Genomic DNA, 20,864 nt, shown 5'->3' with positions numbered 1-20,864 from the left:
TAACTCTGCTAACTGTTTTTTATATCAGCCGGTGTTTATATTCAGATGGCGGCGATATACAGGGCGATGATACACAAAACGCCGAATCCCCAGATGCAGGAACGGGCAAAGGATTTATCGTTGATATAGCAGTAAAAATAACCCAGACGGCTGAGGATAAACAGGACGCTCCAGAAATTGATGGTGAACTGGGCAGCATTTTCGGTGGCATGAGCTATGATGACAGCGGCAGCGAATGGGGCAAAAATTTCATAACCATTTTGCTGGGCAGCATTGGCACGTGCGGCTTTGCCTTCAGCTTTGGCCAGAAATTCACGTGGCTGATGATTGTCGTCAGTGCCAAAACCACCACTTTTTTTGGCATAGGAAGCGGCAATCCACGGCAGCAGCATAGCAATTAAAACACACCAGTAAGCGAGAGTCATAATATTTTTCCTATTTGTGTATGCGGTTGTATTACAGTGAGATAAGTTAGAGGCGGGGGTGGGAGGAAATCATAATGGTTTTATCCTGCTTCTGACTTTACCCTATGGGTAAATTATAAGATAATTTAAAGTTTTTCAAGTTTTTTGTGGTTTATAACTATTTCATCTATTTGATGCGCTGATGATGTGGTCATCTGGCAAGTATGGGGCAGTATGGCGATTTTATCGGCGTTTTTCGTTTCGGGAACTCTACCATGTTGTTTAAAAAGTTGGCTGATCAGGATGTGTCTGGTAAGACTGTCGTGATTCGGGTGGACATGAATGTACCTATTAAAGATGGTGTCATTGTTGATGATACGCGCATTCGTGCTTCGTTGGCCTCTATTCGTTATTGTTTACAGCAGGGCGCAGCGGTGGTGGTGCTGACGCATCTGGGGCGGCCGAAAGCAGGCGCGCCCAAACCGGAAGACAGTGTGGCACCGGTAGCTCAGCGTCTGGGCGAATTGCTGGGGCAAAGTGTTCGGGTGGTGGAAGACTGGCGTGAGCATAAACCGCAGTTACAGGCGGCTGAAGTGGTGATGCTGCCTAATGTGCGCCTGAATGTCGGCGAAAAGGAAAATGACCATGCTCTGGCTGCTGCTTATGCGGCCTTGGGTGATGTGTATGTTAATGATGCTTTTGGTACGGCGCATCGTGCTGAAGCTTCCACCGCAGCCGTGGCTGCGGCGGCACCATTAGCCTGTGCTGGCATGCTGCTAACAGCAGAACTGGAAGCGTTGACTCATGCGGTGCAGAATCCGCAGGCGCCGGTAGTGGCTATTGTGGGGGGCAGTAAAGTTTCTACCAAGCTGACTATTCTGGAAAGTCTGGCAGATAAGGTTGACCATTTAATTGTTGGCGGCGGGATTGCTAATACATTTTTACTGGCACAGGGTTTGCCTGTGGGGCAGTCTCTGGCTGAAACTGATCTGGTGGAAAATGCACGGCAGATTATGGCCAAAATAGCGGCCAAGGGCGGCGATATTCCTTTGCCAACTGATGTGGTGGTAGCCAAACGCTTTGCTGCGGATGCGCCTGCTGAAATCAAAAATGTAGCGGATGTGGCTGCGGATGACATGATTCTGGATATTGGCCCGCAATCGGCGCAAAGACTGGCACATATGATGAAAGCGGCAAAAACCATTGTATGGAATGGGCCGGTAGGGGTATTTGAGTTTGCCTCATTTGCGCAGGGTACTGAGGTGCTGGCTGAGGCGATTGCACAGAGTGATGCTTATTCGATTGCCGGTGGTGGGGATACGCTGGCGGCCATTGCCCAGTTTGGTGTGACTGACGATATCAGTTATATCAGTACTGGTGGCGGGGCGTTTCTGGAATTTCTTGAAGGTAAGACTTTGCCGGCAGTAGCGGCGTTAACTGCCCGTGCCTGATTGCTGACAAAATCTGCTGGCATTATTGTGGTGCCATTGATTCTGGCGAAATCGCTATATACAGCGATTTCGCTTTTTTCTTGCCTGTTAGTTCTGGTTTGAATGAAAAGGCAGACGGGATGAATGGGCTTTGTGGTTAAGATTTTGTTTTGATAGGTATGAATGGTAAATGATGTAATCACGGGTTAAATTTTTTGCACAAGTTTAATTATTATCAGTTATGTCAGTATTTATTCTGCTGCTAAGTGGTCTGGCACTTGACTATGGCGGGACTAGGTTATTGACGCTGTTGCTCTGGGCATGGATGCTCAGGGGCTGGCTTACTGGATACGAATAATGGCATCTGCGTAAGGAGGATATCAAAACCGTTAAGGATTATGTGGTGATTTCTGCCGCAGGTATCAATCACATGTGATTGCCTATGTGTTACCGGATAAAAAGTAAATCTGTCGGGCAGGCTAAAAAGAAGTATCTTTTAGGGGGCTGTTTTGTTTTCAGGAGGAATGGAATAGGGTTATTTACTAATTTATTGCATTTATATTCCTGTTTTTACGTTGATTTATGGAATACTGAGAAATAAGGATGTAATGTATTAATGACTTAAATAACAAGGAGTCATGTTATGAAAACTATTGCCCGTGTAGTAACGCTTGCTGCTTTGTCTTCCATGAGTATGGGTGCTTTTGCTGCTGTAACTGCAACAGCACAACCGACTGCAGTGATGACTGAAACGGTAGTGGTACAGGAACAGACGCCAGTTAATGGTCTGGTAAATACTCATTCGATTTTGCCGCAGTTAAATCTGAGTACTCAGCAGAAGGCGCTGGTGCAGAAAATTGATCATCAATATGCCAGTCGGCGTCCGCTTATGAGTAATGAAAATCGCCAGACGCTGGCTAATCTGCGTCAGGAACGCAAAAATCTAGTACTGAGTAAGTTGTTTGATGATGCCAGAGCTAAAAATATGATTGCACAGGAACAGCATATCTGGGCACAACAGCAACAGGCACGTGCTGACTATGATTTTTTACAGCTAAAGCGTGAGCACGATATCTATCAGATTCTGACGCCAAAACAGCAACAGCAGTATTGGCGTTTGCGCCAGCAGCAGAAACTGATGTACTAAGACCACAGTAATTTTCTGTTTCTGTAGATTGAATTTGTCATTTCTAACCCCGGCTGCCGGGGTTTTTGTTTGCACTGGCTTCGGGTGCGGGGCTTGATCAGAAACGTATCTGTGCTCGTGCCCACAGGGTACGGCCTGGTTCGTTAATCCGGCGTTCCTGTACGGAGTAGGTGTCGAAATCGTAGGCAGATTTGTTTACTGCTTCGGCATAGGTTTTGTTAAAGACATTGTCGATGCCGATTTGCACCAATGTGTTTTTGTTGGCTTTCCAGCCTGCATTTAAGGCCAGTGTGCCAAAGCCGCTGCTCTGGCCTGAATCCATGCCAGCGATATTGCCCTGATTTCTGGCATAGCGGTGCTGACTGGTGGCTAGGCGCCACAGGGCGCCGGCACTGAAGTGTTCATTTTCCCAGTTGAGGTAGGTGCGCCATTCCAGTGGCGGAGTTTGTGCCAGTGGCCGCTTGTCACTGCGGTTGCTGGCGTAGGTATAGGCAAGGCTGCCGCCCAGATTCCAGTGCGGGGCAAAATGCCAGTTGGTTTTTGCCTCAAAGCCATAGCGGCGTGCATCTATCTGGCGGGCTGTATTTTTGCTATTAATGCTTTGAATTAGAATAAAATTATTGATTTTGCTGGCGAAGATGTCGATGGAACTGTTGATGCTGTTGCCCTGATAGCTCAGGCCGGCATCGATTTCATGATTGGTTTCCTTGCGCAGTTTTTCGCCATTGGCTTTACTGCGTTCCCAGTAATCGGGCGCGCGGTCAGCCAGACCATAGCCGATATAGCTGCTGATTCTGTTGCCACGGTGTTCCAGACGCATAAATCCGGCATTTAATCCCTGATGCTGGTTCAGATAGTTTGAGGCAATGGCATTTTTCTGGGGATTAAACAGTGTGCTTGTCCAGTCGTGACGCAGGCCGCTAAACAGGCTGTTGCTGCTGTTCAGGTTCCATTCACTCTGGACATAGATTCCGTGGCGCTTGTAGGTCTGATTCCACATAAATGGCAGTTTGTTGTAGTTTTCTGCCTGCTGTTTATTGGTACTCATCACCATTGGCCGCGTGCTAACTGTATCACTCTGCCAGTCAGCACCGATTTCGCTGTGGGTATTACCTAATTCTAGCTGTGCGGATAGTTTGGCCGATTTAATCTCGCGTGCTGGGTTCATAACTGAATACATGCGCTGTATCGGCATGGTTGTGGCGGGCATACCGCTCATGCCTGACATACCTGCTGCCATTTTCATCGGGGCAGGGGTGCGCAGGCTGAAGTTATCCATTACATGGTCGATTTTGCTGCGGCCATATTCAAACTGCACCTGACTTAACCAGTCGGTGAGGTTTTGCTGGCGTAATTTCATTGACCAGCCGTGGCGGTTAAACTGGGAGCCATCCATTTTGCGGTCTGCATAGCGGGCATGGCCGGTGCTGTGTTCGTATTGCACGGCCAGCAGGGTATCGGCAAAAGGGGTAAACGCCGCCTGAGCCATCTGGTTATTGCGCTTGAATGCAGAATGAACGGTGTTGCCATTGCCATCTTTGTAGTCTTTAGATTCAGTATGGCTGGCATTGAGTCGTAGCCAGCCATACTCATTGCCCAGTGTGCCGTCTATATAGGCATCGCTGCGCCCAAATGAACCTTTGGTGAAAGCACTGTCCACTTTGGCTGTAGAATGAGACAGTGGTTTTTCATCGCGGATAAAGCGTACTGAACCGCTAATCATGCCCGGCCCTTGATTGACGGCCTGCGGCCCCTTGGTAATGATTACCCGGTCGTAGCTGGCAGGGAACAGGTAGGAAGTTGGCGGATCCATGCGTCCGGGACAACCGCCGAGTACAAACTGGTCGTTTGCGGTAATCAGCAGGCGCGAACCACCAAGGCCGCGCAGCAGAGGGTCACCAGAGCTGCCACCTTTGCGGATAACGCTCATTCCCGCGACGGATTTAAGTAAATCAGCGCCATCCTGTGCCGGCAGGGGCTGAAGAGCAGCTTTGGGGTCAATCACTTCGACACCCGGTGTATTCTGCTTCGAGGAGACAACGACTACGGGATTTAATTTGGCAGTGTGTTCTTCAGAACTGGCCGGCTGTGGCTGTGCCTGTACGGTGGTAAAGAGGCACGACAGTGCAAGGAAGACAAGAGAGCTGTCACGATAATGCATGGGAAGTGCCTGAACGGATGGGATAATGTGATTTATTATATGTTAATTAATATAAACAAATCTTTAAATAATTTTGTATGAGCGGGTCAAGTAATACTGACAGGCATGTTCAGGAGGTTAGCCACTGGGAGAGAATATAAATAATCAGGCCGATGCAGCCGCCTACCAGTGTGCCGTTGATGCGGATAAACTGTAAATCGCGGCCAACACTCAGTTCGAGTTTGTCGACCATCTGTTTGCTGTCCCAGCTTTTCACTTTATCAGCGATAAACTGGCTGACGCGATTTTTGTATTGGCGGATGGTAAACCGTGCACACAGGGTAATACGAGTATCCAGCCGGCGCATAAATTGCGGATACTGGCTGGCCTGTTGCTGCATATGGGCACACAGGCGTGTGAGTTGTTGTTGCCACCATGAGTTGCTCTGGCTGGTGTCATATTCACTCCAGCCAACAAAGCTATCCCATAAATCCATGATGCTTTGCTGTAATGCGGCTGAATGCAGCATTTGTTCCCGTCCGGCTGCGAGCCGCTGGTGCCAGTGCGGGTTGCGGCGTAACTGGCGTTCGGTGACCAGAAGCTGTTTGCGGCAGGCACGCCAGAAAGTATGTTGCGGATTGGCCAGTACAGCATCTATATAGGAGTCGGCCCAGTTGAGTGCTTTGCTGGCTACCCAGTCGTCAATCTGGGCAGTAAGGGTAGTTTTCAGTGATGCTTTGAGCTTATCCCATGTGTTGGGGTCGGTTTTTTCGATTTTACCCACCCATGACAGCAGGCTTTTTTCAAGCTGGGCACGCGTTTGCTCGTTTTGCAGCCACTGGCGCACTTGCAGTAACAGGGTGCGTAACAATAGTGTATCGATACCCTGTTTATGAATTAACACTAAGATATTGGCCAGCGTTCTGCCCAGACGGGCGCCGCTGTACTGATGGTTGAGAAGCTGGCTACAGAATCTGGCGACATCACTGGCGGTGGCGGTACGCAATAGTAGTGGAATCTGGCGGATGAGAACAGGCAACCAGTGTTGCTGGTTGTGCGGGTCAACCAGCCATTGCAGTGCTTTGCTGGCCGGATGCAGGCGATAGACACGGCTGGCAATGGCTTTATCTTGCAAGAAATTATTTTCGATAAAGCGCCCGAGTTCATCGGCAATTTTGTCCTGCTTTTGCGGCAGAATGGCCGTATGTGGAATGGGCAGGCCTAGCGGGTGGCGAAACAGTGCGCTTACTGCAAACCAATCAGCTAGTGCGCCCACCATTGCCGCTTCGGCAAAGGCTTTCAGATAGGCCAGTGCCGGATATTGTTTTTGCCACAGGCAGCTTATGACAAATAGTACACAGGCTGTTAGCAGCAGACTGGTCGCCAGTAAGCGCATCCGGCGCAAACGCTGGCGTTGCTGAAAGCTGATAACGGTGGCGGTGGACATGGTAATCGGTTTGGTTCAGCTAGGAGTAAATGTATCAGTACCTGAGCTTAGCGGCTAATTGCGATTCATGCTGGCCTGATTTCCTGAATTTTACGACACGATGAGAATATAAATATTAATATCAGTACCTGATTTTCAATTGTATTTGTGCCATAAGAAAGTAGCCAGACATATACCTTTATGTCTGAGAAAATAGACGGGGGCAGAGTCTACAGCTATTCCTTTAGCCAGATACTTATGGCACCGGCTGCGGTGATGCGGTTATTTCAGACAGTACGAAATAATTCAGACAGGTGTCTGCGAGGTATGGCGTTTATATTGCCACCATTTGAACGCATAGCCGCCAATCACCGGAATCAGGGCATAAATAATCAGTGCTGGCCAGCTACCATACCAGTGTACCAGTTTGGTGATGCTGCTATCACTATTGAAAATAATTTCGGCTGAGCAGTGATAAATGGCACGCCACCAGCACATAACCAGTAAACCCAGAAACAGCGGCCAGATATTGCGGGTACGACCACGCTGCCACAATAGGAAAAACACCAGTGCCCACACCAGCGTTAGAGTGGTTACCAGTAAACCCGTATCAGTAGGCAGTTGCAGATAGCGGCAGATGATAAAGGTGATAGCGACCCAGATGCCGGCGAGTACGGCCATGATAAATTCTTCGGGTTTGTTTAACATGCTGTTGCTTCCTTAGCGAAAATACGGCAATGACTGTCAATATACCGCAGCTATTATGCTTTGTCATGTTCTACCAGCCATGGCATCAGGCTGCTGGTGTCTATGTCCCATTGCCAGATGCCATGCTGGTTGTGCGGATTGAGGCCGCGCAGAAAAAGATAACGTACGCAGATGCTGGCCGGCAGTTGCTGGTGGCTGTGCAGGAAACGAGCACAGGCAATGCTGTAAATCAGTGCCTGAAGGTAATAGTGATGTTTGGCAATGGCCGCATCCATGTTTTCCTGTGCATAGTCGGCCAGACGATTGCCCAGATGGTTGGATTTATAATCAATCACATATACCTGTCCGTGGATGTCTTCGCCTAAAAGGTCGATGGCGCCGTTGATAAAGCCGTTAACGGTGGCAAAATCCAGCTCCTGTGCTGCCTGAATGCAACACGCCGGCAGCCCGGAGGCACGGGCAAACCACTGTTGTAAATCTGCGATATTGAAATCGGCAACATGCAGCATGAAGTTCATTTCTGCCACCCGTTGCTGCACTGGCAGGGTGGCGATGGTGGTGTGTGCTGACAGCGGACACTGGCGCACAGCATCGGTGAGTGCCTGCATGGTGCTGCCATGCTCGCTGTCAAAACCGTAACGCGCCAGACAGTCCAGTATATGCGCCTGTTCAGCCGCACTGGCTGGCTGGCTGAATTCAGTCTGCTCCAGTATGGCATGCAGACACAGACCGGCGTTGATCCCGCGCTCGAATGCCAGTAGGGCAGTTTCGGCTTCAGTGCTGGTATTTAATGGCTGTATTTGCACTTCGGCCTGATCCAGTGCCGGTGCCAGTTTTTCTTCTTCGAGGCTCTGTTCCTGATGACGGTAATCATGCCGGCTCAGGCTGGTAAAGCTGGTATAGCGTACGGCGTGAAACGGGCGTGCAGTCAGAGTTAAGGCACGATAAGGCTGTTCGGGAGCATTCTGGGCATGGATGCTGGTGGGCGCTACGCTGCCCTCACACCAGTGAAACAGTGACGGGCTGCTATTGGCCAGACAGGTTTGCCATGCTGCGCGCAGGGTACTGAGCAGATGTTTTTTATGGGTTTGCTGCCAGAATAGCTGTGATTCTTCCAGCGTACCTTCTGGCTGGCCGTCCAACAGCCACGCCATGGGATTGGTAGCGGTGCTGTTGCAGGCGGCTGTGTACAGAACCAGTTGTTCGCGCGCACGGGTAAAGGCTACATAATACAGGCGCAGGCTCTCGGCCATGCTTTCGCGTGCCAGCTCTTCACGGTCGCTATCGCTGAGCAGGTCATTGGCAATCAGTTCAACATTATCCTGCTGGTGCAGGCGTTGCCAGCGCTCCTGATTTTTAACGGCCTGTTTGCCGTCCCATGCAAATGGACAGAATACCACCGGATATTCCAGCCCCTTGGACGCGTGCATGGTTACAATTTTCACCAGTGCTTCGTCACTTTCCAGCCGCAGCAGGTAGTTTTCATTGGCCGGACGCTCATTGCTGATGGCGCTGGCTAGCCAGCCCAGCAGGGCATTGGCGGTAGGCAGCGTTTGTTCAGCATCGGCCAGTAGCTCGGCCAGTTGCCACAGATTGGTCAGGCTGCGTTCATTGCGCTGGCTGAGCAGTCTGGTTTCCATGCCGGTCTGGCTGGTAAACCACTGTATGGCGGTATAAATGCCATACTGCTGCCATTGCTCACGTGTTTGCAGTGCTAGCTGAATCCATTCGCTCAGTGTATTTTCATTCTGGTTCAGTTCTGCCAGCTGTGCCGCTGTCCAGCCAAACAGCACGCCGCCGAGGATAAAACGCAGGGTTTCGGTACGCTGTGGTTGCAGCCAGAAGCGTAACAGTGCCATCACTGCCTGTGCTTCAGTACTGGCAAAAACCGACTGGTTGCCAAGAGAGACACTCATAATGCCACAGCGTTTCAGCGCACTGGCAATCATGCTGCCTTCATTGTGTGAGTGCACCAGTACAGCAATATCACCGGCCTGTAATGGCCGATTACCCAGTTGTAGTTCGCCGCGCATACCCTGATTAATCATGCCCGCGATTTCATAAGCACAACATTCGGCAGCACGTACCCGCAGGCTGTCCTTGTTGGGGATAATTTCTTCGTCTTTGTCGTTAACCTCAATCTGCTCAGGCAGCCAGCGCACCACCACCGCCGGCACGACAGTGCTGTTTTGGCTGGTATGCAGACGGTTATCTGCTGCTTGTGCCTGTACCGGTGGATAATCAATGCCTTCGAGAATGAATGGCCGCTGCTTGCCACTGAATAAATGGCCAATTGCCTGTACCAGCGCCTGATGACTGCGGTAATTGGTGGTGAGAGTATAGCGCTGCTGTGGTGGGGTATCGGCGGCGGCACGCAGATAGGCGTGAATGTCGGCGCCGCGAAAGCGATAAATGGCCTGTTTCGGGTCGCCTACCATGATGAGTGGTCGGTTTTGGGCGGCAAACGCGGTTTTGAAAATCCGGTATTGTAGCGGGTCGGTGTCCTGACATTCATCTACCAGTGCAATCTGCCAGGTTTGTGCCAGCGCAGCGGCCAGAGTTTCAGCCATCGGGTTATTCGCAGATAGTGCCATACCCACATCAGCGAGTAAATCGTCATAACTGCGCTGATGACTGTTGCGTCGGTGTTCTTGCAGACACTGGCGCACATGGTTAAAGCAGTCTAGCTGTAATTGCAGCACCACGCTGTTTTCTGCTGCCTGCATGGCGCTGACTGCGTCTGCCAGCTCGGCCAGCAAAGCAACTTTAGCTACCAGCTCATCATTGAGTGTTTGCCCTTTTCTGGTTTTTTCGTGTAATTGGGCTGCGGCCAGTTTGGCACATTTTTCCAGTGTGTCCGCTGAAAAAGCTTGACAGCTAGCCGTACTTTCCATGGCCTGTTGTAGTTCACTGAAAAGCTGCTGATAGCTTTTCTGGCGGTAAACATTGCCATTAAGCTGCGGATATAACTGCCAGAATGCATCCTGAATACTGCTGAAATGAGTGCAGACTGTTTGCCATGCTTGCTGCCAGTTGTCATTAATGGCCGCCATGTCTACAGCAGGTGGCTGGCGTAGCTGTAAATCAGCCACACCGCAATGCCTCCCCATTTCCTGCATAAGTCGGGCAGGGGTGAGTTTATATGCTACAGCCAGCGTAGCCATACGGCTGTTATTGCTTACCTGCCGGCGCCAGAAATCTTCAGCAAAGCGGCACAACAGTTCCGGGTCGGTATCTATGGTTTCTGTATCAAACGGTGTCTGGCACAAAAAGGCATAATCGGTGAGTACGCGCTGGCAGAATCCATGAATGGTATAGACAGCGGCGCGATCAAACTGGGTAATCGCTGCTTGCAGGCGCAGAATCAGGCTGGCATCGTCATCCTGAGCGCGCGCACTGTCAATCAATTGCTGCAGTACCGGGTCGTTTTGTTCCGGTGGCAGATTATTTTGCAGCAAGGCCAGTGCCTGATTCAGGCGGGTACGCAGACGGGTTTTCAGCTCTGCCGTGGCCGCCTTGGTAAAGGTTACGACCAGAATGGCATCAACCGGCAGACGTTCCAGCAATACCAGCCGCGCAAACAGGGCGGCAATGTTGAAAGTTTTGCCAGTACCGGCAGATGCTTCAATCAGGCTCGTGCCGTGTAAAGGCATGGTAATCGGGTTTAAGGCTTGGCTCATTGTTCTTTATCAGCGGTTTCCAGCGTCACCATCAGCGGCAGCAGTAATTCTTCAATCAGTTGCCAGAACAGGGGGCTGTCAATTGGCAGCTCTTCATCGCGACCAAATACCTGAGCTACTTCAGGATAATCGGCCTGCGGTTTACCGTTGTGGCTGTCCATATAGACTTTAAAGGCTGCGCTGCGTTCTTCGGCGCCATGCCCGGGTTCGCAGTTTTTCTTTTGTCGGCGTTTATACCAGGAGCGGGCTGCGCTGAGGCTGGTTTTTGGAAAAAACGGCAGTGGCCGGCTTTGCCCCAGCTGGTAATATTCCAGCCATAAAGCCAGTTGTGCCTGAGCATCCAGCCGGCTCAGCGCCGTCAGCTTACGCGGCTTGGCTGGATACAGCTCGTATGTATCCTGTGCACACTCAGCTTCGGCTGCACAGAAGAGTAAATGGCGCAGGTATAATTCAATATTATCCGGTGCAGTGGGCGCTTGACAGCGTTCAAGCAGTTGGCCGCACTGGTGTAGATGGCAGATGTTACCACTTAGCTGTAGCTGCTGATGATTAAAGACAAAAGTAATATCGGCCACGGCTGGGCTAAACAATATTTCGCTATCCAGAGCCAGCGTCTGCGTGCGTAGCGTCTGGCTGACAATCACTCCCAGCTCACCTTCCGGTATTAGCCCGCTGACAGCCAGCGCTGCATCTACATCGGTAAAATCCAGATGCTGCTGGCGTGCGCGGGTGTAGGCAGTATAGATTAGCGCACTGTTTTCAATAGCAAATGGTTCCGCTGCACTAACCGGTGTTTCCTGATACGGTGCCTGCCATTGTAACTGTTGCTGGAGCCAGTGGCGTACCGGATTGCGCCAGAAGCGGATGAAAGATTCAATATCAATTTCCTGATTATTTTCTTCCGGTTCTATAGTCGCTGCATAGAAAGGTGTAGGCGGGACGATTTCCTGATTCAGCGCATCGGCATAATCATGGCGACAGCTAGCTAAATCACCATTGAAATAGCGATAGGAAAAAGGCTGTAACGGATGCTGGATGATATGTTGCTGATTAAACTCCAGTGGATTGCAGCCGGTCATGGCTGCCAGTACATCAGTAAGTTCATATAGCAGAGCCGAAGGTGCCAGTTCTTCATTTTTGCGGATATCTTTACCGACATAGGACAGATACAGTTTTTCGCGCGCACTCAGAATAGATTCCAGAAACAGATAGTGGTCGTCATTGCGGCGGGCACGGTCGCCACGGCGCGGATGCTGGGCAATTAAATCGAAAGCGGCCGATTTGGTGGTGCGCGGAAACTCGCCATCATTCAGACCCAGCAGGCAGATACAGCGAAAGGGCAGACTACGCATCGGCACCATACTGCAAAAAGTAATGCCGCCACGGAGAAATCCGGCCTGACGAGTGCTGGATAGATGATTCTGTAAATGCTCAATGGCAATAACCGGTTCAATAGGCAGCTCAAACTGTGCCAGTGCTGCCTGTGCCTGCCAGTCGGCCAAACTGGTCTCCAGTTGCTGCATGGCATTACCGGCCAGAGAGTCTTCATCGGCCAAATCTCGCAGTAACTGCCGAGTACGCGTAATCCATTCTGTAATGGTGGCTGCATTCTGCCAGCGCGTATGATGCTCAATCAGGCAATCAATTAACTGTTGTGCACGTGCCAGAATTTCTGTCTGGCCAATATCGCCGAACCACGGAAGCTGTTGCTGCCACAGTGCGGTGTGTTTATTGTCTGGCAGCAGCCAGCCCAGTACTGTACGCTCACGTGCCTGCTGCCAGGTAAAATGTTTACCCTGACCGCCATATTCATGGCGCATATCTGCATTCACACCCCAGCGTACCCCCTGTTCACGCCAGACACGGTTTATCAGTGCCACATCGCTGTCGTTTAAATCGAAGCGTGCACGCAGGGCGGATTCGTCTAGCAGGGGCTGCACCGTTTCGATATCAAAGCGGCTCTGCATCAGTTGCAGCAGTTTTTCCAGCAATTGCAATAAAGGTTCTTGCAGACTGATTTTAACGTCGGCTATGTTGTAAGGCAGGGCAGGTGTATTGCCCTGATTCTGGCCGAATACGGCATGGATAAACGGCAGATATGGCTCAATATGTGGTGTGAGTACAGCAATGTCCTGTGGCTGCCAGCCCGGATGTGCCGCCAGGTCCTGAAGTAGCTGCTCTTTCAGAATTTGCAGCTCACGTAGGCGTGAATGTGCGGCAACAATCTGGATGGAGCTATCATAGGCCTGTCGCTGGTAGGGTGGTTCAGTCTGTTTCGGATGCTGCAGACACTGAATATCGTTTTGCAGCCGATGCAGCAGACTATCAGCTACTTCACCGCATTCAGCGTACACGGACGGCATATGTATTACTTCACCCAAATCATTGAGTGCATCAAAAAAATCCCGTCCCTGTTTGCCCAAGCTGGCCAGTAAAGGATGGCCAACCACGCTCAGATCAGCTTCCTGATTATGTAGTAGTAAATCGGCAGAAAGCACATTGCCCCAGTATTCCGCACATGGATTAACTGCAAATACATGCACATCAGTATGTTGTGCCATTGCCTGAAATGCTTGCAGATAAACCGGTGCCAGTGTAGCAATCCCAAATACAAAAATTCGTTGCGGCAGGTGTTCCGCACCAAGCTGCGCCAGAAATTCTTGCATCAGGCCGGCGCGATGGGGCGAATCAGTTTCATTACTCAGCCAGTGCCATAATTCTGCCTGCCAGCCTTCGTCTTCACCCAGGTGAGCAGACTCACCGGCTTGCCAAATATTTATCCAATCATTGCGATAGATTAAATATTGGTCAAACATATCAGCAAGTTTTCCCGCCAGATGGTAAGGTGCCTGTATACTGCTATCAAGATAGGATTGCAGTGCTCTGGCAGTCTGGCATAATTGCGGCTGCTGAAACACCGCACTGCGAAATAAAGCCAGCAGACGCCAGCGTAACACTTCCGCCTGAAACGGATTAAGTTTTGGCGTCTCTGGTAATATCTGATGGGTTAATTGCCAAATATAACCGGCAGGCAGGCTAAAATGCAGATTGGCGGCAATGCCGTGCTCCTGTGCCAGATAATGGTTCAGATAGCGGCGCATACCCTGACTCTGTACCACGATTTCTGTGGCCGCCCACGCTGATTGCGGTGAGGTATGCTGATATACGCTGGCAAACAGAGCAGCTAAATCAGCTAATTGATTGGATTGATAAACATACAACATAACAGCATCCGCCACCGGTTAAGGTTGTTATTATAGCCGCACCGAAGTAGTTTGCGTTTGACACTGAACAGGATTTTGCGCCTTTGGGCGGATTTCTTGTACAGACACAAAAGCGCACGCTTGGATGTTGAATAGAAAGATTTTTTTAATTAAAAAAAGTTAATGCTGGTCAAAAGCCGGAAAAAATTGGAAAATAGATAATCAAATACCCTGCCATAAGCAATATGGCAACAGAAGAAGGATATCACAGTGAGATTTGATGGCGTCATTGATGAGTTGGCGGCAACTAAAGGTGTCATGGCGTGTGCTGTCGTGGATTATGAAAGCGGAATGTTTATAGATGGTGTCAGCCCGTCAGGAATGGATCTGGACATTCTGTCTGCCGGCAATACCGAAATTGTGCGTTCGGAGGTTAAGGCAATTGCCCGCCTGTATGGTCAGGACAATAACGAAGATGCCATAGATGATATTCTCATCAGTTTGCATAAACAGTATTATTTATTGCGGCCGATGAAGAATGTGAAGGGCGTATTCATGTTTATGGTACTCGACCGCACAATCGCCAATCTGGCGCTGGCACGACGTGCGCTGAAAGTGGCCGACCGCCATTATCGTGACTGAATACAATTAAACACAAGTTGCCAGTATAGTTGGCTCTCTGTGTAATAGCCTCCTTGTATACAAGGAGGCTATTAATTTATTGCACTTTCTGAATCTGTTTGTCATACCAGCTTAACAGTTCCGATGCCGGTACATAGCCAACCAGTGGCTGGCTGCGATAGCCGTTACTGTGAACCACAAATAAACCCGGCGGGCCGTATAAACCATATTGTTGCATCATCCGTCGCTGTGCCGGGGTGTTATTGGTGACATCAATCTGTAAAAATCGTTCCTCTTCAATCACCCTCCTGACGGAAGCTTTGCTTAAAGTAAATGCAGTCATTTCCTTACAGGAAATGCACCAGTCTGCATAGAAATCCACCAGTACCGGCTTATCCGGGTTATCATCAAACAGTTGTTGCATGGCCTGACTCAATTGTTCCGGCTCTTTGAAATAGCGGCCAAAATACTGATTGTTTGGCGGCGTCAAAGTTAGAAAACGGTGCAGAGGTGTGGCATAGTTCACTACACTGGCCGCCACAAAGAAAATTCCGCTAGTCAGAAACAGTACACCGGCTACCGCATTAAACCAGCGCTGGCGTCCCTGTGAGTGATACCACTGCCAGCCCAGATAAAGTGCTGGTACCAGCATAAGCAGGGTATAAATAGTTACCACCAGATAGTAATGCAGAAACGGAGTGGCAATATAAGTCGCCGCCCCTAGCAGCATCAGCCCGAACAGGTATTTCACACCAGTCATCCAGCCACCGGCTCGTGGCATAATGTGAACACCGAATACCGAAATCAGAATCAGTGGAATGCCGGTACCCAGTGCCATCACATACAGTGCCATACCGCCCAGCGTAGCATCACCACTCTGACCAATATAGCCAAGGGCAAAAGCCAGCGGCGGCGCCACACATGGGCCGACAATCAGCGCTGACAGCGCGCCCATCACCATTACAGATAGCAAATGTCCACCGCGAAAACGGCCACTGACACGCTGAAAGTAAGACTGCCAGCGTGTGGGCAATTGAATACTGTACAAATCAAACATCGATAGAGCCAGAATCACCAGTATGGCCGCTGCGGTCAGTACTACTGCCGGCTGTTGCAGCCAGCCTGTCAGAAATGACCCCGTACGCGCCGTGACAATACCCACAATGGTGTAAGTAAAAGCCAGTCCCTGCACATATACAAACGACAGTACAAACGCCCGCCATTTAGTCGCTTTCTTGCGTGAACCCATCACAATGGCCGACACAATCGGTAGTAGCGGATACATGCATGCAGTCAGGCTCAGACCCATCCCGGCAATAAAAAAGGTCATTAAATTGGTAATCAGCGTTGCCCGAGAGAGTTGAAACAAACTATCGCTACCGGAGCTGCCAGACCACGCAGCTGGCGGTTTTTTTTCGCGTGGCTTGGTGAAAGTATCCACATCCGGCTGGCCATGCAATGGCTGGGAAGCAATAGAATATTTGCCGGTACGGCTGATGGTTAACGTATTTTCCACCGGCGGATAACAGATACCCGCTTCGGCACAGCCCTGATACGACAGGGTTAACTGATACGGGACAGTTTGTGCACCTGCACTGTAGCGCCAGAGTACATCAGCATGGTTATAATAAACCTGCTGCGTACCAAAAAACTCATCATGTTTCTGTGTGCCTGACTGGACAAACTGTGCAGCGTCAAACAGACCTTCTGGTTTGGTAGAAACCTGAATTTTATTCTGGTAGAGATAATAGCCTTTAGCAATAACAAAGCGTACCCTAACATCCTGATCATGAACAATTAATTGCGGCACAAAAGCCTGCTCTGGTGATAATAGCTTGCCATTGTCATCAGCAGCGAATGCAGTTTGGTTCAGCCCAAACAGCAAAACCAGTAGCAGAAATAACAGTTTTAACAGGGAAACCGTGCAGGCACGCAAGCGAGAAGAAATGTGATACATAAATGTCACAGTAAACAGTGTAATTTCAACCTGAACAACGAACAAAGAGAATGACTACCAGCAAAATCGTACAGGGTAGCCATTCATCTCCCCTTAATCTTTCTTGACCTTATCCATATAAATACAGATAAAGCTTAAGTCTGAATATGTCAGTTTACGGGTATTGTATCAGCGCATAGGCAGAATGATTATGAATTGATTCAAAATTTTCGCTTTCCACTGTAAAAGACTGAATGCGGGCATCGGCTTTCAGTGCCGTGGCTACATCTCGTACCATGTCTTCAACAAATTTCGGATTATCATAAGCATATTCAGTAACAAATTTTTCATCCGGCCGTTTCAGCAACCCGTATAGCTGGCACGAACCCTGCTGCTCCACCAGATCAATAATTTCTTCAACCGCCATCGCCTCGGTAGATGTCAGCGTAACCGTGACATGTGAACGCTGATTGTGCGCCCCATATGCCGAAATTTCCTTGCTGCACGGACATAGGCTGGTTACCGGAATGATTACCTGCAAGCTATGCTGATAAACACCATCATTAATTTCACCACTGAGCATCACCTCATAATCCAGCAGGCTGGAAATAGCAGTTACCGGTGCCTGTTTGCGCCGGAAAAAAGGAAAGCGCATACTGATTTTACCCGCTGTTGCTTGAAGTTTCTGCAACATATCAGTGGTTAGCTGTTGGAGTGCTACAAAATCAATGCTGCCATGCTGTGCTTGCATTAACTCGATAAAACGCGACATATGCGTGCCTTTCTGCTCGGCCGGCAGCGATACAGTCATGGTTAAATCAGCTACAGTATGCTGTTCACCGGCAGCGCAGATGATACTCAGCGGCAGCCGCAAGCCCTTCACACCAACCTGATTGATTGGCATATTGCGTTTATCAACACTGCTTTGCACATCAGCAATAATGTCCATTCTGATGGTTTTCCTCGCGAAACAAATCTGAATCCAGCCAGACCGGCATAATAAAACCACACAAACCGGCGGCATATAAGACATAAAATTATACTTTATGGCTTAATTCCGAGCAAATCAGTCGGGATTAGTAATGAAGAAACAGCATACTGCCTGATAAGCGGTGTGCGTGCTAAACTAGACATCCTCAATGCAAACGCCCTCGACGGTATAAAGAGCTGCCTGAACAGCATAACCAGTAACATATCGGAGAAAATATGAAATTTGCCACACAGACCATTCATTCCAGTTACCAGCCGGAACAACATAACCGTGCTCTGATGCCACCGATTTATCAGAACAGCATGTTTGCCCTGCATGAAATTGGTGAAAATATTCCGTTTCGTTATGCGCGTATCTCCAATCCCACACGGCAGGTGCTGGAAGATACAGTAGCCGAATTGGAAAATGGCTGTGCTGGCTTTGCCTATGGTAGCGGCATGGCCGGAATTGATGCCGTATGGCGTACTTTTCTGCGCCCGGGCGATACCATTGTTGCGGTTGCCGATATTTATGGTGGTGCCTACGATCTGCTGACGGAAGTATATGCACAGTGGGGCGTTAACGTCATTTTTGCCGACCTCACCAACCCGGCCAACCTCGACCGCATACTGGCACAGACCAAAGTGAAAATGGTGTGGCTGGAAACCCCGAGCAACCCGCTGCTGCGTCTGATAGACATCGCAGAACTGGCAGCCAAAGCCAAAGCGGCCGGTGCCATCGTTGGCATCGACAATACTTTTGCCACCCCCTATGTACAACAACCGCTGAATCTGGGCGTGGATATCGTATTCCATTCCGCTACCAAATACCTGTGCGGCCATTCCGATGTGCTAATGGGCATTGTTGTGGTTAAAGACCCGGCACAGGCCAGATTACTGCGTGCCATGAGCACCAATACCGGGGGCGTGGCCGGCCCGATGGATTGTGCACTGGTATTACGCGGTATCAAAACACTGGTTGTGCGCATGGACCGGCATCTGGCCAATGCAGCCGAGCTGGCCAAACGTTTGCAGCAGCATCCGGCAGTAGAAAAAGTGTTTTACCCCGGCCTGCCCGAGCACGAACACCACGATATAGCCTGCAAGCAAATGCAGCATGGTTTTGGTGGCGTGGTATCAATTTATCTGCGCCACAATAGCCGTGAAGCAGCCAACAGCGTGATTAAAAACCTGCGCCTGATTCGCATGGCTGCCAGCCTCGGGGGCGTAGAAAGCCTGATTAACCACAGTGCCAGCCAGTCGCACAGCGGCATGAGTACAGAAGTCAAAGAATCTCTGGGCATTCGTGAAGGCCTGCTGCGTATTTCTGCCGGTATCGAAGACATCGAAGATATCTGGGATGATATCAACCATGCACTCAATACCTTGATTTAACCTGTGTAAGTGAAAAATCCGTGCACAACTATTACGACGTATTAAATGTTGCTCCGGGAGCGTCCGACGAAGTGATTCGTGCGGCCTATCGGGCTTTATCACAAAAATACCATCCTGACCGCAATCCACATAATCCACAGGCGCACCAGCGCATGGCCGAAATTAACCAAGCCTATGCCGTGCTCTCCGATCCAGAAAAGCGCCATCATCATGATGTATGGATTGCACGACAAAGCCTACAGGCTCGCTTGTCACCGGCATTGCTCTCACGCAGGCAAACCCCGTTTGCGCCGCCGGCCTTATTGCCCAATCATGAAGACAAAATAGTTGTACTGCATGAACATGGCCATGGCTGGTTGTGGATAGTGGGTATCGCCATCCTGATTGCCATGGGCGGCGTCTGGTGGCGACTGGCGCATCCGCCAGTAGATAATACACCAGCACAAACACAAAGCGGCATACCGGTGCCAGTAGCACCCAATGGCCAGCTTTTCCCGCTCAAGGCTGCCTATGTTTCCGGCTATCCGATTCTGCGCCAGCGCGGTAATAACACCATTGTGGTACATGCCACATCCTTGCAATCGCCGGTATTTGCCCAATTATACGAACTGCACGCCGGTAAATTTACCGCTATACGTACCTTTTACATACCGGCGGGCGAAACCTTTACCCTGCATAAAATCGGTGATGGCAATTTCAGCCTGCAATACCAGCGTATCAACGATGGTAAATGGGCAGTGAGCGATGGTATTGAAATCAGCAATACCGAGGCCAGCCGAAAATATCAGGATATCGATATCAGACTGTAAACCAATACCGCCACCGGCCAGCCGGTGGCATACACAGGAATAACTGCATGCAGGCTGCCGCAGAAGCCAAATTCACCGAAGAAACCGTATTATGGGTTAAGCAGCATACCCCGAAACTGCTGACCTTTGCCATTACCCGGCCAGAAGCCTATCGTTTCAGTGCCGGCCAGTTTTCGCGTCTGGGCTTTCGTGACGGAGCAGGATTTATCTGGCGTGCCTATTCCATCGTCTCTGCCGAATATGCAGAAACGCTGGAATTTTTTGTAGTATTGATTGAAGAAGGGTCAATGAGTGCCCGACTGGCACAACTACAGGCCGGCGACCATATCCTGCTGGACAAAACCGCTTTTGGCTTTTTACTGCCCGGCAGGTTTACCGATGGTGAACAACTGGTGATGCTCAGTACCGGCAGCGGCATAGCGCCATTTTTGTCCATGCTGCAACAGCCGGCTGTCTGGGAGCGTTTCCAGCATATCGGGCTGGTACATTCCGTCTCTCATGCCAGCGAACTGATTTTCAGCCAGCACATAAACGACTTAATTCACCACCCCCTGATTGGCGAATATACCGGCAAACTGTCCTACCAGCCCGTAGTCACCCGCGAAAGCGTAACAGGGGCGCTAAACCAGCGCTTGCCACAGCTATTGCAAAATGGCACACTGGCAACAGCATTAGGCCTGATTTTTACCCCCGCGCAAACTCGCTTTATGTTGTGTGGCAATCCGGCCATGGTGGCCGACACCTTTAAGGCTTTGCTTGATATGGGCTACAGCATGCACCGCAATAGAACACCCGGACAGATTATCATGGAAAACGGCTTTTAAATGGTTGTGTATCACCATCTTCATACAAAGTTTTCCACAAGCTGCCTTTTATTTACTGTCTATATGTCTTGATATTGCGCTAATGGCTGCTTGCACAAATTACCATTGATTTTTCACTCGAATTTATATCTACAATAAGGGTAAACCATAGCTGTTACTAGTGGCTATAAAG

General features: G+C 49.9%; 14 protein-coding genes. 6 read left to right on the top strand and 8 right to left on the bottom strand.

Features of this window, described 5'->3' with window-relative positions:
* Window positions 1-41: 41 nt before the first annotated feature.
* A complete protein-coding gene (locus tag GYX26_RS05180; RefSeq protein ID WP_100113827.1) occupies window positions 42-425 on the bottom strand; it encodes an MAPEG family protein in 384 nt (127 codons plus the stop codon).
* A 254-nt stretch (window positions 426-679) separates the two neighbouring features.
* Between GYX26_RS05180 and GYX26_RS05175 the strand changes: the two genes are divergently transcribed.
* Together GYX26_RS05175 and GYX26_RS05170 are read left to right on the top strand one after the other, a co-directional pair.
* The gene (locus GYX26_RS05175; RefSeq protein WP_174828382.1) at window positions 680-1,855 is read left to right on the top strand and encodes a phosphoglycerate kinase; all 1,176 of its coding nucleotides are present in this window, start codon (window positions 680-682) and stop codon (window positions 1,853-1,855) included.
* 622 nt (window positions 1,856-2,477) lie between these two features.
* Entirely contained in the window at window positions 2,478-2,981 is a 504-nt protein-coding gene (locus GYX26_RS05170; RefSeq protein ID WP_100113826.1) for a Spy/CpxP family protein refolding chaperone, read from the top strand.
* A gap of 97 nt (window positions 2,982-3,078) precedes the next feature.
* Here the strand turns inward: GYX26_RS05170 and GYX26_RS05165 are convergent, their stop codons facing one another.
* The 5 genes from GYX26_RS05165 to recC all read right to left on the bottom strand — a co-directional run bounded on the left by GYX26_RS05165 (window position 3,079) and on the right by recC (window position 14,159).
* Window positions 3,079-5,142 (bottom strand): TonB-dependent copper receptor, encoded by a 2,064-nt coding sequence (locus GYX26_RS05165; protein ID WP_174828381.1) that lies wholly within the window; start codon window positions 5,140-5,142, stop codon window positions 3,079-3,081.
* A 109-nt stretch (window positions 5,143-5,251) separates the two neighbouring features.
* Entirely contained in the window at window positions 5,252-6,568 is a 1,317-nt protein-coding gene (locus tag GYX26_RS05160) for a DUF445 domain-containing protein (RefSeq protein WP_174828380.1), read from the bottom strand.
* Window positions 6,569-6,853: 285 nt separating this feature from the next.
* A complete protein-coding gene (locus GYX26_RS05155) occupies window positions 6,854-7,255 on the bottom strand; it encodes a hypothetical protein (protein ID WP_100090740.1) in 402 nt (133 codons plus the stop codon).
* A gap of 53 nt (window positions 7,256-7,308) precedes the next feature.
* On the bottom strand, window positions 7,309-10,935 hold the full coding sequence (gene recB / locus GYX26_RS05150) for an exodeoxyribonuclease V subunit beta (protein WP_174828379.1): 3,627 nt from the start codon (window positions 10,933-10,935) through the stop codon (window positions 7,309-7,311).
* Window positions 10,932-14,159 carry an exodeoxyribonuclease V subunit gamma gene (recC, locus tag GYX26_RS05145; RefSeq protein WP_174828378.1) on the bottom strand — a complete coding sequence of 1,076 codons (3,228 nt, stop codon included), beginning with the start codon at window positions 14,157-14,159 and terminating at the stop codon, window positions 10,932-10,934. Before recC ends, recB begins: the two co-directional genes overlap by 4 nt.
* 249 nt (window positions 14,160-14,408) lie before the next feature.
* Here recC and GYX26_RS05140 point away from each other — a divergent pair, with 249 nt between their 5' ends.
* Window positions 14,409-14,780 (top strand): hypothetical protein, encoded by a 372-nt coding sequence (locus GYX26_RS05140; RefSeq protein WP_257379371.1) that lies wholly within the window; start codon window positions 14,409-14,411, stop codon window positions 14,778-14,780.
* A gap of 76 nt (window positions 14,781-14,856) precedes the next feature.
* Here GYX26_RS05140 and dsbD read toward each other — a convergent pair whose 3' ends face one another.
* Complete coding sequence (gene dsbD, locus GYX26_RS05135; RefSeq protein WP_174828377.1) at window positions 14,857-16,716, bottom strand: protein-disulfide reductase DsbD; 1,860 nt, start codon at window positions 16,714-16,716, stop codon at window positions 14,857-14,859.
* Between the two features lie 154 nt (window positions 16,717-16,870).
* On the bottom strand, window positions 16,871-17,644 hold the full coding sequence (gene folE2 / locus GYX26_RS05130; protein WP_100090743.1) for a GTP cyclohydrolase FolE2: 774 nt from the start codon (window positions 17,642-17,644) through the stop codon (window positions 16,871-16,873).
* 257 nt (window positions 17,645-17,901) lie between these two features.
* Between folE2 and GYX26_RS05125 the strand changes: the two genes are divergently transcribed.
* The 3 genes from GYX26_RS05125 to GYX26_RS05115 are packed head-to-tail and all read left to right on the top strand — an operon-like array spanning window position 17,902 to window position 20,692.
* Window positions 17,902-19,059: a PLP-dependent aspartate aminotransferase family protein gene (locus tag GYX26_RS05125; protein ID WP_174828376.1), complete on the top strand. Its 1,158-nt coding sequence runs from the start codon at window positions 17,902-17,904 to the stop codon at window positions 19,057-19,059.
* Between the two features lie 20 nt (window positions 19,060-19,079).
* On the top strand, window positions 19,080-19,868 hold the full coding sequence (locus GYX26_RS05120; RefSeq protein ID WP_100090745.1) for a J domain-containing protein: 789 nt from the start codon (window positions 19,080-19,082) through the stop codon (window positions 19,866-19,868).
* Between the two features lie 47 nt (window positions 19,869-19,915).
* Window positions 19,916-20,692 carry a ferredoxin--NADP reductase gene (locus GYX26_RS05115; RefSeq protein ID WP_174828375.1) on the top strand — a complete coding sequence of 259 codons (777 nt, stop codon included), beginning with the start codon at window positions 19,916-19,918 and terminating at the stop codon, window positions 20,690-20,692.
* Window positions 20,693-20,864 lie beyond the last annotated feature (172 nt).

Origin of the sequence: Snodgrassella sp. ESL0253 (assembly GCF_013344965.1) — a bacterium.
Lineage (GTDB): Bacteria > Pseudomonadota > Gammaproteobacteria > Burkholderiales > Neisseriaceae > Snodgrassella > Snodgrassella alvi_B.
Note: the sequence above shows the minus strand (reverse complement) of the source record. Positions and strands in the feature narration are given on the sequence as shown.

Coding starts and splice junctions, on each gene's coding strand:
- GYX26_RS05115 (WP_174828375.1), top strand. CDS start 19,916: ATGCAGGCTGCCGCAGAAGCCAAATTCACCGAAGAAACCGTATTATGG.
- GYX26_RS05175 (WP_174828382.1), top strand. CDS start 680: ATGTTGTTTAAAAAGTTGGCTGATCAGGATGTGTCTGGTAAGACTGTC.
- GYX26_RS05155 (WP_100090740.1), bottom strand. CDS start 7,255: ATGTTAAACAAACCCGAAGAATTTATCATGGCCGTACTCGCCGGCATC.
- GYX26_RS05170 (WP_100113826.1), top strand. CDS start 2,478: ATGAAAACTATTGCCCGTGTAGTAACGCTTGCTGCTTTGTCTTCCATG.
- GYX26_RS05125 (WP_174828376.1), top strand. CDS start 17,902: ATGAAATTTGCCACACAGACCATTCATTCCAGTTACCAGCCGGAACAA.
- recC (WP_174828378.1), bottom strand. CDS start 14,159: ATGTTGTATGTTTATCAATCCAATCAATTAGCTGATTTAGCTGCTCTG.
- recB (WP_174828379.1), bottom strand. CDS start 10,935: ATGAGCCAAGCCTTAAACCCGATTACCATGCCTTTACACGGCACGAGC.
- folE2 (WP_100090743.1), bottom strand. CDS start 17,644: ATGGACATTATTGCTGATGTGCAAAGCAGTGTTGATAAACGCAATATG.
- GYX26_RS05160 (WP_174828380.1), bottom strand. CDS start 6,568: ATGTCCACCGCCACCGTTATCAGCTTTCAGCAACGCCAGCGTTTGCGC.
- dsbD (WP_174828377.1), bottom strand. CDS start 16,716: ATGTATCACATTTCTTCTCGCTTGCGTGCCTGCACGGTTTCCCTGTTA.
- GYX26_RS05165 (WP_174828381.1), bottom strand. CDS start 5,142: ATGCATTATCGTGACAGCTCTCTTGTCTTCCTTGCACTGTCGTGCCTC.
- GYX26_RS05180 (WP_100113827.1), bottom strand. CDS start 425: ATGACTCTCGCTTACTGGTGTGTTTTAATTGCTATGCTGCTGCCGTGG.